The organism is Lysinibacillus fusiformis (assembly GCF_003049525.1).
In the GTDB taxonomy this organism is placed as follows: Bacteria; Bacillota; Bacilli; order Bacillales_A; family Planococcaceae; genus Lysinibacillus; species Lysinibacillus fusiformis.
Map to the genome: position 1 here is coordinate 568,052 of NZ_PYWL01000002.1, position 13,178 is coordinate 581,229.

Below are 13,178 nucleotides of genomic sequence, written 5' to 3' on the forward strand. Positions count from 1 at the left end.
ATCGAGGGCATACATAGTTGGGAGGGTTTTTCGTGAAGAATTTAACGATTGGTATGCTTTTTTCGGTTGTTGGGATACTTTTTGTCTGTTTAACGATTATGGATATTTTACCGTCATCGACAAAAACAATGAAAGTAGTTTACATAGCTATTGGTTGGGTCTTTATCATCATTGGCTCCGTAATCCGCTTTAAAAATCTTAAACAAAAGCAGTAACAACACGTCAAAATGGAATTGTGGCAACAGGCAAACTTATGATACAATTTCAAAGAAAATAAATAATTTGAGTATTATGAAGTTGTTATTCTGTACAAACGTTCAGAAGGTTCAAATTTTAATAAAGAATCGACAGTACAAATTCTTCTTTGTAAGAATTTGTTTTTTTATGTTCATAATCTATTTATCGTCAGGAGGCGATTGAATGCCCATACTTTCAAAGGATCATATTCAAATTTCTGACCAATATGTAGCACTTCAAGCGGTTTCACCTATGAAGGTTGTATCTTCTGCTATGCATAATCCAGGCTTTGGTTATTTTACTCATCTGATGAATCGGACTGTGCCCATTACGTATGATGATCGACAGCCACATCGTGATTTACAGCATTTTTTGCAGGCGCATGATTTTCCAGTCGATAACACAGTGGCGATGATGACGGCAGTCCAAGCCAAATTTGCGACCATTCGTGATTTTACATATGAAGGTATTCATCTAGTCATTATGATTACTGCGGGTCTAGGCAATGCCGTAGATATTACACGTGCTTTTCATCGTGCGGAGCAATACCATGCAGGAACGATTAATACATGGGTGCTTATTAACGGGAGATTGTCTGATGAAGCGTTATTTCAGGCTATGATTTCGACAACGGAGGCGAAGGTGAAGGCGTTAGCGGATGAAGGTATAACTGATCCTACAACAGGCACGCAAGCAACCGGAACATCCACTGATAGCTTACTCATTGCTGCTACAGAAGAAGGGGACTACCATCAATATGCCGGTCCTATCACAATGCTAGGCAAGGTCATTGGCTACGGTGTCTATGAAACGATGCGTGAGGCTATTCGTAAATACAAAAAGGATAAAGAGGAGAAGGCGTTATGATTGCCATAGTGATTGCCTGTATCATAGGAATTATATTCGATACTTTAGTAGGAGACCCTCCGAAGCTTCCGCATCCTGTGCGATGGATTGGCAAGCTGATTCAATCACAAACAGCTTTATGGAATCAAGGCAAATGGCGGAAACTGCGTGGTATGGTGATGGCACTTGCCGTTGTAGGGACAACGATGTTTGTGGTCACACTTATTTTACTACTCAGCTATCAGGTAAGCTTGATTTTTGGTGTTTTAGTCGAAGGGCTTCTAATAGGTATTGGGCTTGCACAACGTAGCTTAAAGGAGGCGGCACTGGCAGTTTATGAGCCCCTTGTAAAAGGTGATTTTGCGGAAGCGCGCGTCAAGTTATCATGGATTGTTGGGCGTGATACAGAAAAGCTGGGGGAAGATGAGATTGTGCGTGGTGTAGTAGAGACCGTTTCAGAAAATACAAGTGATGGAGTGACCGCCCCACTATTTTATGCCTTTTTATTTGGTGCTATCGGTTTATGGGGCTACAAGGCTGTCAATACGTTAGATTCCATGGTCGGCTATAAAAATGAAACATACAAAGATTTTGGCATGTTTTCTGCCAAACTTGATGATGTCCTGAATTTTATTCCAAGTCGTATTACGGGCTTTCTTATCGTGCTAGGTACAAAAAATGAAACGAGTTACTCATTTGGACAACGATTAAAGCGTTGGGCGCAAGACGCTAAAAAGCATCCTAGTCCAAATAGTGGTTATTTAGAGGCCGCAACAGCAGTGCAGCTTGGCGTCCAACTAGGTGGGAAAAATACTTATCAAGGCGTTGTTTCGCATCGGGCGATTATGGGAGAAAAATTAGTTCCGTTAACAAAGGAACATATAATGGCATCTATTATTCATATGCGTATTGCCATGGTGCTCTTTACGCTTGTCATGTTAGCAGTGGAGGTGTTCATTTATGCTATTACCTAATCACGGAGCAAATCCGCAAAATGTTTATCAGCAATTAGGTTTAACGATGCCTGAAGAGGTATATGATTTTAGTGAAAATGTCAATGCGGCAGGACCACCATCCTTTGTCGAGGCACGTTGGCGTACATTTTACCCGCTCATTCAACGCTATCCAGATCCAGATGGAGAGCCTTTTCTATCAAAGGTTGCTGCTTTTCATCAAGTGGCGAAGGATATGGTTTTACTAGGCAACGGGGCGTCAGAGCTCTTTAGTGTTATTGCGAGACGTTATGCGCAAAAGCGCGTTATTGTCGTCCATCCTACTTTTTCAGAATATGAGCGAACATTGCTAGCCGCAGGAGCTATTATTATTCCGGTTTTGGTGACGGACTTTATCCAATACACATTGCCAATGGAACGACTTAAACAAGAAATGGTGGAAGCGGATGCACTTTATATTTGTACACCGAATAATCCAACAGGTGTATTGCCCAAAAAGGAAGTTTTACTAGCGTTATTAGAGCATGGTCGTGCTGTCAAATGTGAGCTTGTCATCGATGAAGCCTTTATGGATTGGGTCGATGAGGCGAATTCTCTCATGCATGAAAGTATGGAAAATTCACATGTCCTCGTTGTGCGTTCGATGACTAAAATGTACGCAATACCTGGCTTACGTCTTGGCTATTTAGTTGCTCATGCCTCTATTGTCAGTGAGCTAAAGGACATGCTGCCCCATTGGAATTTAAATGCCTTTGCACTGGTCATTGGTGCAGGCTGTTTGGATGAGCAGCAATATAGTCAGCAGGCAATTGCCTATGCGACAACGCAAAGAGAGCAGTTGCATCGTTATTTACAAGAAAACGGCTGTGTTGTCACTAATAGTGTGACGAATTACGTGTGCTTTTCCTTGCCAAAGGAACAGCAGTCGGATGCCTTTTTTACGTATTGTTTAGCACAAGGAGTTGTCCTGCGTCATACGAAAAACTTTAAAGGGTTACAGGGCGAATGGTTTCGTATTGGGATTAAAGATATTGCGGCCATGACGTATTTACATAATTGTCTGCAGGCGTGGTTTAACGCAAATAAGGGGAGAGAAAAGTGACAACTTTTTATCTAGTAAGACATGGGGAAACACAATGGAATCAGGAGCAAAGACTACAAGGATGGTTGGACTCTCCGTTAACGGACAATGGTAGGGAAGCGGCTGCTAAATTACAGCAGCAACTACAGTTAATCCCATTTGCGGCAGCTTATTGTAGTTCAAGTGGTCGTGCGAAGGAGACGATGGATATTCTGACGGCTCATCGCCAATTACCGGTTTACTATGAGGATAATTTACGGGAAATTTTTTTAGGGAATTGGCAAGGTAAGCGAATTGAGGACATTTTGATGACAAATGGGCTTGATTATGAATTGTATACGAAATACCCTGCGCAATTTATCGCAACCCATACGGAAAGTTTTGGCGCTGTCACAGAAAGAGCGATGTATACGTTGAAAAAAATAGCGGAGCAACATCGTGATGAGCCTATTTTGATCGTTTCCCATGCGGTGACGATTAAATGCATGATTAATGCTATTTTACAACGCAATATTAGTGAGCTTTGGACAGCTCCTTATATTCATGGGACAAGTGTCACCGTGATTGAACGTCAGGGACAGCAGTGGGTAATCCAAGAGATTGGTACTCTACATCATTTACAATAGGAGGTATTACGAATGCCCCTCATTTTTATTACTGGTGGTGTGCGTAGTGGCAAATCTCATTTTGCAGAACAAGCCGCCATACAGCACTTCCAAGCACAGCCTAATATAGAAAAACGTTTAATATATATAGCTTCTGGTATTGCTTTGGATGATGAAATGGAGAAGCGAATTGATCGTCATCAAGCTGATCGACTAGCCCAGCCAATAAAATGGTTAACAGTGGAGGCCCCTTATGACATCGCACCCGTATTTGAGACACTCAAGGATGGGGATGTAGTGCTATGGGATTGCGTCACTACTTGGCTGACGAATGCTTTTTATGAAGGTTATGATTGTGGAGCACCCTGTGTAACGAAGCCTGGCTGTTTAGCATCTAAGCTTCGAACTGTTAAACAGGCCATTCAATCCCTGCAAACGAAGAACGTGACATTATTAGTGGTGTCGAATGAGCTGTTTGATGAGCCACCTTATCAGAACGAAGAGGTGGAGCTGTATCGAAGAACATTAGGACAGCTCCACCAATGGTTCGTAGCGTCGGCCCAAGTGGCGTATGAAATGAATTATGGTATCGTAAAGAGATGGAAATAATCGAGAAGGAAGGCAAGACGATGAAAAGTTTTTGGCATAGCCTGCTGTTGGCATTTCAATTTTTTACGGTTTTGCCCGTACATAAGGAATTACCTTTAACAAGGTCAACGATTACAGGGATGTTTGCTTGCTTGCCATGGCTAGGGGCATTGATGGGCACAACTGTAGCCGGAGTTCTTTACTGCCTTACACAATGGACGGCTAGTAGCGAGGTCATGCTTGCCTTTATCGTTATCGGGCTGTTTGCTTTATGGACAGGCGGTTTACATTTGGATGGCTTTATTGATATGGGAGATGCATATTTTTCTTATCGCGATCGGGACAAACGACTTGAGATTTTAGATGATCCTCGGGTTGGTGCTTTCGGAGTGCTATCAATACTTTTTTTGTTATTTGGGAAATTTGTCGTTTTACATGAGCTTTTTGTGCAAAATAAATTTGCACTATGGATGGTCGTATTCATTCCTTTTTTAACAAGGGTCGGCATGAGCTTTTATTTTATGTCACTTAACTGTTCAAAGGAAAAAGGCCTTGCCTATTTCTTTCAGTCGCATATCAACGTGAAATTATTAAAAATAATGATGCTACTGTCTCTTTTATTGGTCATGCCGGTTGTGCTGATCATCACAAAGTTCTCGATGCTACCAATACTATTAGTGATCGTTTTAGCATTTGCGCTCGTTATTTTTCGACAATTTACATTGCGTAATTTTGGCGGTGTCTCGGGTGATCTACTAGGTGCATCGATTGAAGGGGTGGAGGTTGTTCTATGGGTGACATTGTTACTGTGTGCTTAATGCGGCATGCGCCCACAAAGGCCAATTTAGAAAAGCGTTATTTGGGGTGGACGGACGCACCATTAGCTGATATCTCCAAGCTCTCTGTAGTGGATGCAGGTGTCGAAAAGGTATATGGCAGCGATTTACAACGCTGTCGAGTCACAGCCGCCCATTATTTTCCGAATGCTAGCTATGAAGCAGATGAACGGTTTCGTGAATCCAATTTTGGTGAATTTGAGGGGAAAACCTATGAGGAGTTAAAGAAGGATGCTCGTTACCGTGCATGGTTGGATGACCCTATTCATTCGCCACCGCCACAAGGCGAGGCTTTTGATGATTTTGTGGCAAGAGTGGTAGAAGGCTTCAACCATTTACCAAAGAATGAGGATTGCTATGTTTTAGTCGTTCATGGCGGGGTGATTCGTGCCTTACTCGTTGCCTATGCGCCAATAGAGCAGCCGTTTTGGTCATACCAAGTGCCACATGATCATCAATTTAATTTAACATTTACTAGAAAGGCTTGGGAGGAGGGAGCTAGATGCATGTTTTTATCGGAGGCGCCTATAGCGGAAAAACCGATTATGTAATGCGTTTATATGAACAACACGAGGTGGTACTTATCGATGGCGAACTACCGGATGTTGCACCAGCCTGTGAAATCCTAGTCATTCAACATATGGAGAAATGGCTTATGACACAAAACCTTGAGGAAGATGAGCTGGTCGTACAATCCGCCCTCACTAAGTTATCAGCCCTTGCCCAACATTGTTCGCTGGCACTTATTGTGACAGATATGGGCCGCGGTGTTGTACCGATGGAAAAACAAGCACGTTTATTACGTGATACATGTGGCCGCCTATACCAAGCATTATTTGCTGAAGCGGAGCAAGTTGTGCGTATTTGGTACGGGATTGGCGAGCAACTCAAGTGAGGTCAACATACTAACGGAAAAGAGGAAATGCAATGGATCGACAAAAATTAATGAAATGGATACTAACGGCTATGGTAGCGGCCATTTGTGCTGTAGGAGCCGCCATTAAAGTACCCGCTTTTATTTCAACGGCAGCTCTTGATTCAGCACCTGCCTTTTTAGGTGTGGTCTTTTTATCGCCATTATTAGCTGGGGTAGCTGGTCTCATTGGTCATTTTATTAGCGCATTAACTGCTGGCTTCCCACTTGGCCCACTCCATGTAATTATTGCTATAGAAATGTTTATCGTTGTCTGGATTTTTGGGGTCATGCATAAAAAAGGCATGCATGTATGGAAATGGCCAGTTGCCCTCATATTAAACGGCATCGTAGCACCACTGCCATTTTATTTTATTATCAGTCCTGCCTTTTTCTGGGGTGCTTTAGCGAGTATTTTCATAGCAACCGCTATTAATTTAATGATTGTCGCGGTAGTCATGCCCATTCTGTCAAAAGTTTTTGTGCGTAAGGCAGGTCGAGTTTAGTGAGAAATGCTATGAAAGTGGGCGGATTAATTGCGACAATGGATAATGCGGCAGCCATCGGGGAAAAGCCACAAGATATTGTGCCGGCATCCGATCAATTGACAGCCTATATGACAGCTCGTGTGACATTTCTAGAACAGCTGGCTGCACAGGCACTTCCTGTTCAAATTCTACTTGCTAATTTTTCAGGGGATGCGGCATGGTCACGCTATGAAAGTGGCATTCAGCAAGTGTTCGAGGAAACGGGACTATCCTGTCCAGCTATTGCTGGTAGTTCGGAATCCAATATGCCAACATTACAGTCAGGTCTAGCAATTACTATGCTTGGGGAAATACAACAGCGAAAAGCATGGGACCCTGAACAGCTTAGTTGGTACACATACGGCTTACCACTTGTTGGCGAGGAACTATTAGCACAGCCTGATGATGTGGCGCAGTTGCAACCTGTTTATCAGGCATGGCTGGCGGAAATCGTTCAGCAAGTGTGGCCTGTCGGATCAAAGGGACTTCAAGGTGAATGTGTGCGCCTTTTTGGCGAGCAAGTAGTGGAGTGTTCTCATCATATGACCAAATCAGCCGGACCAAGTACAGTTATTTTACTTGGTGTTCATCCCGAGAAAGAGCAGTTGGCCCACCAATTTTTCCAAAGAAATTTTGAAAAACTACGGATAAGCCCATGCAATAGGGTATGTTTAGAGCAAAAAGACTGCCTTGAAAATAATCCAACGAGCGGTACAAGAATCATTTAAAGCGACCTCCATGAATAGACGAGGGCACTGAAAAACTTATGTTTTCATAAAAGCGAACTTTTTCAAATAAAAATAAGGCATTTCTTGTTCAATTTTGAACAGGAAGTGCCTTATTTCTGTCTCACTGGATCTTCTGTTGCCATATCCAAGAAATAGTTGAATGACATATCATACTTTGAGCGCTCTACTAGGTCGACGTCTGATACATCATTCATCACTTTTAATAATAAGTACTTAAACATGCGAATTGGAGGAATGGCATTACGTCCATTGGTTTCCTGATTTGAAATCATTGGGGCACCACCTACATATTCATTCTTTTATTATAAAGGAAAGTGTGACTAAAATAATAGAATGATACATTGCGTTGTTTGGAGAAGCATCGCTCGACTCCTGCGGGAAAGCGAGACAGACGAGACCCCGCACGAAGCGAAGCGTAGGAGGAGACTCGGCGCTCGCCCGCGGAAAGCGAGCGGAATGCTTCGGAAAACAACAGTAGAGTCACAGTGCCAAATGAAAAAAAGATATGGACTTTTTCAGTGCCCTTTGTATAGGCATGGGGGTTTTTTATTTGGATGGATGTCAGCCATAAGCTCGACGATATCTCCTCAATTAGTTAAATCTCAAATATTACGAGTCTCGAAAAAATAGTGCCAAATGGGAATAGTTTTCAGTTATAATGAGGAACGAATGGGATTTAAATAGAACGGAGACGAATGTATGCAGGCAATAAAACAGTTAGGGCAGTATTTGGAGCCCTATAAATTTTTCACCTTAATAGCGCCTCTTCTCATGGTGCTGGAGGTGACAATGGATTTAATTCAGCCGACGATTATGCAGCATATGATTGATACAGGGATTGCCAATGGGGATCATGCTTATGTGCTAAGCATGTTTGTATGGATGCTAGCAAGTGCGGTGATTGGGCTTGTTGGTGGGATTGGCTGCTCTTATTACAGCTCGAAGGCAGCGATTCATTTTGCTTCGGATGTTCGACAGGCTCTCTATGAGAAAATGATGACTTATTCAGCTAAGGAGCGGGATGACTTTACGACAGGTAAGTTAATTACTATTTTAACGAGTGATGTGGAAAGTATTCAACGCGCGTTTATGATGACACTACGTATTTTTGTGCGTGGGCCGCTACTCTTTATCGGGGCAGTCATTATCGTCTTTGTAACCGCACGGGAGCTTTTTTCAATACTTCTTATCATTGTGCCGATTTTGATTGTGGCTATGTATTTTTTCACGAAGTATTCGGGGCTGCTCTATCGTCGCGTCCAAGAGGCTATTGATGCAGTGAATACGAAGCTACAGGAAAATTTAGCGGGTATCCGTGTCGTTAAAGCCTTTCGCCGTGAAACCCAACAGGTATCCCAATTTGGTGAGCTGAATGATGGGCTGACAAAACGCTTCATCACTGCAGAACAAATTATAGGGGTGCTTGTGCCATTTACGATGTTCGTGATTAACCTAGGGATAGTTGCGGCGCTTTGGCTTGGAGCTATTAAGGTCGAGGCAGGGACATTAAAGGTTGGAATTATTCTCGCATTTATTAACTACTTAACCATTATCTTAAATGGTTTAATGTCTTCTAGTATGGTGCTGATGCAAATTGCGCGTGCATTGCCTTCGGGAGAACGAATTGTGGATGTCTTAAACAAGGACATTGCCGTTAAGGAAGCAGAACATGCATGGACAGATGCTATAAAAGGAGCTATTGAATTTGATCAGGTGAGTTATCGTTATTATGAAACGGCGGAGGATGTTCTTAAAAACATTTCGTTTTCTGTGAAGCCAGGGCAAACAGTGGGCATCATTGGAAAAACGGGTAGCGGTAAATCAACACTTGTAAAGCTATTACCTCGCCTTTTCGATCCAACAGGTGGCGCCATTTACTTGGATGGCAAACCGCTTTCAACGTACTCTTTAGCCACGTTACGGGACCATATCGGATTTACCTCACAAAAGGCCTTATTGTTTTCTGGAGCGATTGAAAAAAATATTCGCCTTGGTAATGAACACGCAACGGCAGAGGAAATACAACAGGCATTGGACGCTGCCTGTGCTAGTGAATTTGTGGAGCGGCTTGATAAGGGCTTAGCACATGAGCTGTCACAGGGGGCTACAAATCTCTCTGGTGGGCAAAAGCAACGCTTGGCTTTAAGTCGGGCATTCGTTCGAAAGCCAGCTATTCTCGTGCTGGATGACACGACCTCAGCCCTTGATAGTGCGTCAGAAAAACATGTGCAGCAGGCCATTGCCGCCCATTATCAAGACACGACGACATTGATGGTAGCTTCGAAAATTGCCTCGATACAGCAGGCAGATGTCATTCTTGTCCTAGAGGATGGCGAGATTGTTGGGCAAGGAACCCATCAACAGCTACTTCAAAACAATGTACATTACCAAGCAATTTACGCGTCACAGCAAAAGGCTGGTGAAGAAGGATGAGTCAAAATCAACCAAAGCAAATGAATTTTGGACGTGGACCTCGTATGGGAGGGCCAGCTGAAAAGGCGAAAAATCAAAAGGCAACACTGACAAGAGTTTGGCACTATGTCAAACAGCAAAAAATAGGGCTGTATTTTTCCATCATCTTGGTCATCGCTTCTACGTTTTTAAGCTTAGCCGGGCCTTATATGATAGGCCATATCATTGACGATTACATTATGAAAAAAGATATTGACGGGACAATTCGACTAGGAATCCTATTAGCCGTGATTTTTACGGTAGCGTCTATTCTGACCTGGCTGCAAACCTATGTCATGATTCATGTGGCGATGAAAACGATTCGGACGTTGCGTCTGGAACTGTTTCAAAAACTACAAACGCTCACATTAAGATTTTTTGATCAGCGTGCGCTCGGGGATTTAATGAGTCGTGTCACTAACGATATCGATAATTTAAATACAGCGCTTGCTCAAAGTGTGACGCAAATTGTATCGTCCATCTTAACAGTCGTTGGTGTTAGTATTGCCATGTTCACATTAAGCTGGCCATTAGCGATTGTGACCTTGATCATTATTCCGCTAATTGTTTTCACTACTAAGCAAATTATCAAACGCAGCAGTAAAAATTATGCGGCTCGTCAACGAGATCTTGGTAAGCTGAATGGCTATATTGAGGAAATGATTACAGGTGCAGAGGTACTCACGCTTTTTGGCAAGGAACAGCAATCCATCGACACGTTCCATCAGCAAAATGAAAACTTGAGAAACTCCGCACAACGCGCAGAGATTACGTCAGGTTTATTAGGACCTATCAATAACTTTATGAATAACCTTGGCCTAGCGATAGTCATCGGGACAGGAGCTCTTTTAGCAGTAAAAGGTTTAGTGACGGTTGGTATTATCGCTGCATTTGTCACCTATACACGGCAATTTTTCCGCCCGCTCAATCAATTATCTAATCTGTTAAACACCTTTCAGTCTGCCATTGCAGGAGCAGAGCGTGTATTTGAAATAATAGATGAACCGTCAGAGGTAGCTGATCGACCACAGGCTATTGAGGCACCTTCCTTAAAAGGCGACGTCGTTTTCAAGCAAGTATCGTTTAGCTATGAGCAAGGGAAGCCAGTTCTTCAAAACATAAACTTCCAGGCAAAGGCAGGGGAAACGATAGCTCTTGTTGGTCCTACTGGCTCAGGGAAAACAACCATTATTAATTTACTAACACGGTTTTATGACGTGGATCAGGGTGAAATTTTAATTGATGGGCACCATATTGAACAGTATAAAATGTCTACAATTCGCCAACGGGTAGGTGTGGTTTTACAGGATACCTATTTGTTCTCTGGCACTATTCGTGAAAACATTCGCTTTGGAAAGCTGGATGCGACGGATGAAGAGGTTGTGGAAGCGGCAAAAATTGCGAATGCCCATCATTTTATAAAATATTTACCTGCACAATACGATACGCCTGTTCAAGCGGGTGGTGCTAATTTAAGTCAGGGACAACGACAGCTCATTGCTATTGCTCGTGCCATTTTGGAGAACGCGGATATTTTAATTTTAGATGAAGCGACTTCCAGTGTGGATACGCAAACGGAAGTCGATATTCAAAAAGGTTTACAGCATTTAATGCAGGGTCGCACAAGCTTTGTTATCGCCCATCGTTTGAAAACCATCGAGAATGCAGACCAAATACTCGTTATACAACAGGGTGAAATTATTGAACAAGGCAATCATCAAGAGCTGATGGAACAACAAGGGATGTATCGTCAACTCCAACAAAAACTTTTGTTAGAGCAGGCGGAATAGGGAATAATAGGAATGAACAATCCGATTTTGTGAAGGCGAGGGATACACATGTATGAATTAAAGACGAAAGAAACCGATGCAAGTGTCATTGAATTTATTGAAAGTGTGGATCATCCAAAAAAGCGGGAAGATGCCTATCGACTATTGGACATTTTTACAGAGGTCTCAGGCTATGAGGCAAAAATGTGGGGTCCTAGTATTATTGGGTTTGGTCATTATCATTACAAATATCAAACGGGCCATGAAGGCGATGCTCCACTTGTCGGATTCTCCCCTCGCAAGGCAAAAATTAGTTTATACTTTGCACCAGGTGATAGTGAGCGAGAACAGCTATTACAGCAATTTGGGAAACACACAACAGGGAAAGCCTGTGTTTATATTAATAAACTGGCTGATGTCGAGGAAGATATTTTAAAGGCTCTAATTCAACAGTCTATCGTCTTTTTACAGAAAACCTATCCAAATGAATGACTCTAAAAATGCTGCCACATGATGTAGGCAGCTTTTTTTGTTCATTGACAAGCATCTCAACGCATCTTGTAAACATTTCTTCGAAAATTAATTAGTTATTAATTTTTCACATGTATCCTTACAAGTATCAACGGAGAGGAGAGGCGTATGAAAAAAATCATAAAGAAAATGTTTATTTATTTGGGGGTCATCGTAACGCTCAGTATCGTAGCAGTCAGTATATACCACTATAGTTTAATCCAAAAAGAGGAGGCCATTTTACACAATAATGGCATGATGGTAAACGTTCATGGTCAACGCATGAATGTCTATCAGGAGGGGGATGGGGAGGATACATATGTTTTTATGGCAGGATCAGGCATTGCGGCTCCTGTTTATGAGCTAAAGGGGCTTTATAGTAAGTTTTCGCAGCACCATCAAATTGCAGTAGTGGACCGCGCAGGCTATGGCTTTAGTGAGATCGCCCATGATGAACGAGATATTGATACCATCCTTATGCAAACAAGGGAGGCACTTCTGGCAAGTGGGCTTCAGCCACCCTATATTCTTGTCCCTCATTCTATTTCAGGACTTGAAGCGATTTACTGGGCACAAAAATACCCAGAAGAAGTAAAGGGAATTATCGCTCTAGATATTGGCCTGCCTAGTCAGTATGTAAAGCATAAGATGGGTAACTTCGATAGATGGATGGTGAAGGGGATGAGTCTAGCTACTAAGGTAGGTTTACACCGCCTAGTACCCTCACAGGTGTATAATCCGCAAGTTCTGAACATGTCCTTTTTAACGACGGAGGAAAAGGAAATCTATCAGGCGTTGTCCTTTAAGCAATTTTTTAATGAAGATATGAAAAATGAGCTGTTACACGTCTATGAAAATAGTTTACAATCAGAACAGCTTTCATTGCCGCAAGACATTCCCATTTTAATAGTTGATGCTATTGCGAAGGAGAATGTACATTCAAAATATACAGCGCAAAATCGTCAGGATTACGCAGACTTTGCGAAGCAATTCACCCATGCAGAAGTGAAAGAGGTCAGTGGCACTCATAGTATATATCTTTATCAACCCGAGGAAATCTATCAACTAGCGATAGAGTTTATGAAAACGAATGCTGATGAGAGAGGTCGTTAA

At 42.5% G+C, this 13,178-nt stretch carries 15 protein-coding genes and 1 pseudogene; 15 read left to right on the forward strand and 1 reads right to left on the reverse strand.

Going from position 1 to position 13,178, the window contains the following annotated elements; genetic code table 11:
• Window positions 1-32: 32 nt before the first annotated feature.
• From C9J29_RS07680 to C9J29_RS07730, 11 genes are all read left to right on the forward strand, one after another.
• The gene (locus C9J29_RS07680) at window positions 33-215 is read left to right on the forward strand and encodes a hypothetical protein (RefSeq protein ID WP_025115645.1); all 183 of its coding nucleotides are present in this window, start codon (window positions 33-35) and stop codon (window positions 213-215) included.
• A 205-nt stretch (window positions 216-420) separates the two neighbouring features.
• Window positions 421-1,104 carry an adenosylcobinamide amidohydrolase gene (locus C9J29_RS07685; RefSeq protein WP_089984787.1) on the forward strand — a complete coding sequence of 228 codons (684 nt, stop codon included), beginning with the start codon at window positions 421-423 and terminating at the stop codon, window positions 1,102-1,104.
• On the forward strand, window positions 1,101-2,057 hold the full coding sequence (gene cbiB, locus C9J29_RS07690) for an adenosylcobinamide-phosphate synthase CbiB (RefSeq protein WP_107921890.1): 957 nt from the start codon (window positions 1,101-1,103) through the stop codon (window positions 2,055-2,057). The genes C9J29_RS07685 and cbiB overlap by 4 nt, the downstream gene beginning before the upstream one ends.
• A complete protein-coding gene (locus C9J29_RS07695) occupies window positions 2,044-3,138 on the forward strand; it encodes a pyridoxal phosphate-dependent aminotransferase (protein ID WP_107921891.1) in 1,095 nt (364 codons plus the stop codon). Before cbiB ends, C9J29_RS07695 begins: the two co-directional genes overlap by 14 nt.
• Window positions 3,135-3,743 carry a histidine phosphatase family protein gene (locus tag C9J29_RS07700; RefSeq protein WP_008179843.1) on the forward strand — a complete coding sequence of 203 codons (609 nt, stop codon included), beginning with the start codon at window positions 3,135-3,137 and terminating at the stop codon, window positions 3,741-3,743. The genes C9J29_RS07695 and C9J29_RS07700 overlap by 4 nt, the downstream gene beginning before the upstream one ends.
• Before the next feature lie 12 nt (window positions 3,744-3,755).
• A complete protein-coding gene (locus tag C9J29_RS07705; protein ID WP_107921892.1) occupies window positions 3,756-4,331 on the forward strand; it encodes a bifunctional adenosylcobinamide kinase/adenosylcobinamide-phosphate guanylyltransferase in 576 nt (191 codons plus the stop codon).
• 20 nt (window positions 4,332-4,351) lie between these two features.
• A complete protein-coding gene (gene cobS / locus C9J29_RS07710) occupies window positions 4,352-5,128 on the forward strand; it encodes an adenosylcobinamide-GDP ribazoletransferase (RefSeq protein WP_089985163.1) in 777 nt (258 codons plus the stop codon).
• Window positions 5,101-5,697, forward strand: coding sequence for a histidine phosphatase family protein (locus C9J29_RS07715; RefSeq protein WP_107921893.1), 597 nt, complete (start codon window positions 5,101-5,103; stop codon window positions 5,695-5,697). The genes cobS and C9J29_RS07715 overlap by 28 nt, the downstream gene beginning before the upstream one ends.
• Window positions 5,649-6,041: a bifunctional adenosylcobinamide kinase/adenosylcobinamide-phosphate guanylyltransferase gene (locus C9J29_RS07720; protein WP_043990657.1), complete on the forward strand. Its 393-nt coding sequence runs from the start codon at window positions 5,649-5,651 to the stop codon at window positions 6,039-6,041. The genes C9J29_RS07715 and C9J29_RS07720 overlap by 49 nt, the downstream gene beginning before the upstream one ends.
• A 32-nt stretch (window positions 6,042-6,073) precedes the next feature.
• Entirely contained in the window at window positions 6,074-6,565 is a 492-nt protein-coding gene (locus tag C9J29_RS07725; RefSeq protein WP_089984778.1) for an ECF transporter S component, read from the forward strand.
• The gene (locus C9J29_RS07730) at window positions 6,565-7,314 is read left to right on the forward strand and encodes a hypothetical protein (protein ID WP_237068773.1); all 750 of its coding nucleotides are present in this window, start codon (window positions 6,565-6,567) and stop codon (window positions 7,312-7,314) included. Before C9J29_RS07725 ends, C9J29_RS07730 begins: the two co-directional genes overlap by 1 nt.
• 122 nt (window positions 7,315-7,436) lie before the next feature.
• On the opposite strand, the pseudogene C9J29_RS25110 reads toward C9J29_RS07730, so the two are convergent.
• A pseudogene (locus C9J29_RS25110) lies at window positions 7,437-7,586 on the reverse strand (transposase); the annotation flags it as partial.
• A 448-nt stretch (window positions 7,587-8,034) separates the two neighbouring features.
• Here C9J29_RS25110 and C9J29_RS07740 point away from each other — a divergent pair.
• From C9J29_RS07740 to C9J29_RS07755, 4 genes are all read left to right on the forward strand, one after another.
• Complete coding sequence (locus C9J29_RS07740) at window positions 8,035-9,768, forward strand: ABC transporter ATP-binding protein (protein ID WP_107921894.1); 1,734 nt, start codon at window positions 8,035-8,037, stop codon at window positions 9,766-9,768.
• Window positions 9,765-11,576 (forward strand): ABC transporter ATP-binding protein, encoded by a 1,812-nt coding sequence (locus C9J29_RS07745; protein WP_008179832.1) that lies wholly within the window; start codon window positions 9,765-9,767, stop codon window positions 11,574-11,576. The genes C9J29_RS07740 and C9J29_RS07745 overlap by 4 nt, the downstream gene beginning before the upstream one ends.
• Window positions 11,577-11,624: 48 nt before the next feature.
• The gene (locus tag C9J29_RS07750; protein ID WP_089984774.1) at window positions 11,625-12,047 is read left to right on the forward strand and encodes a DUF1801 domain-containing protein; all 423 of its coding nucleotides are present in this window, start codon (window positions 11,625-11,627) and stop codon (window positions 12,045-12,047) included.
• A 147-nt stretch (window positions 12,048-12,194) separates the two neighbouring features.
• Entirely contained in the window at window positions 12,195-13,178 is a 984-nt protein-coding gene (locus tag C9J29_RS07755) for an alpha/beta hydrolase (RefSeq protein ID WP_089984772.1), read from the forward strand.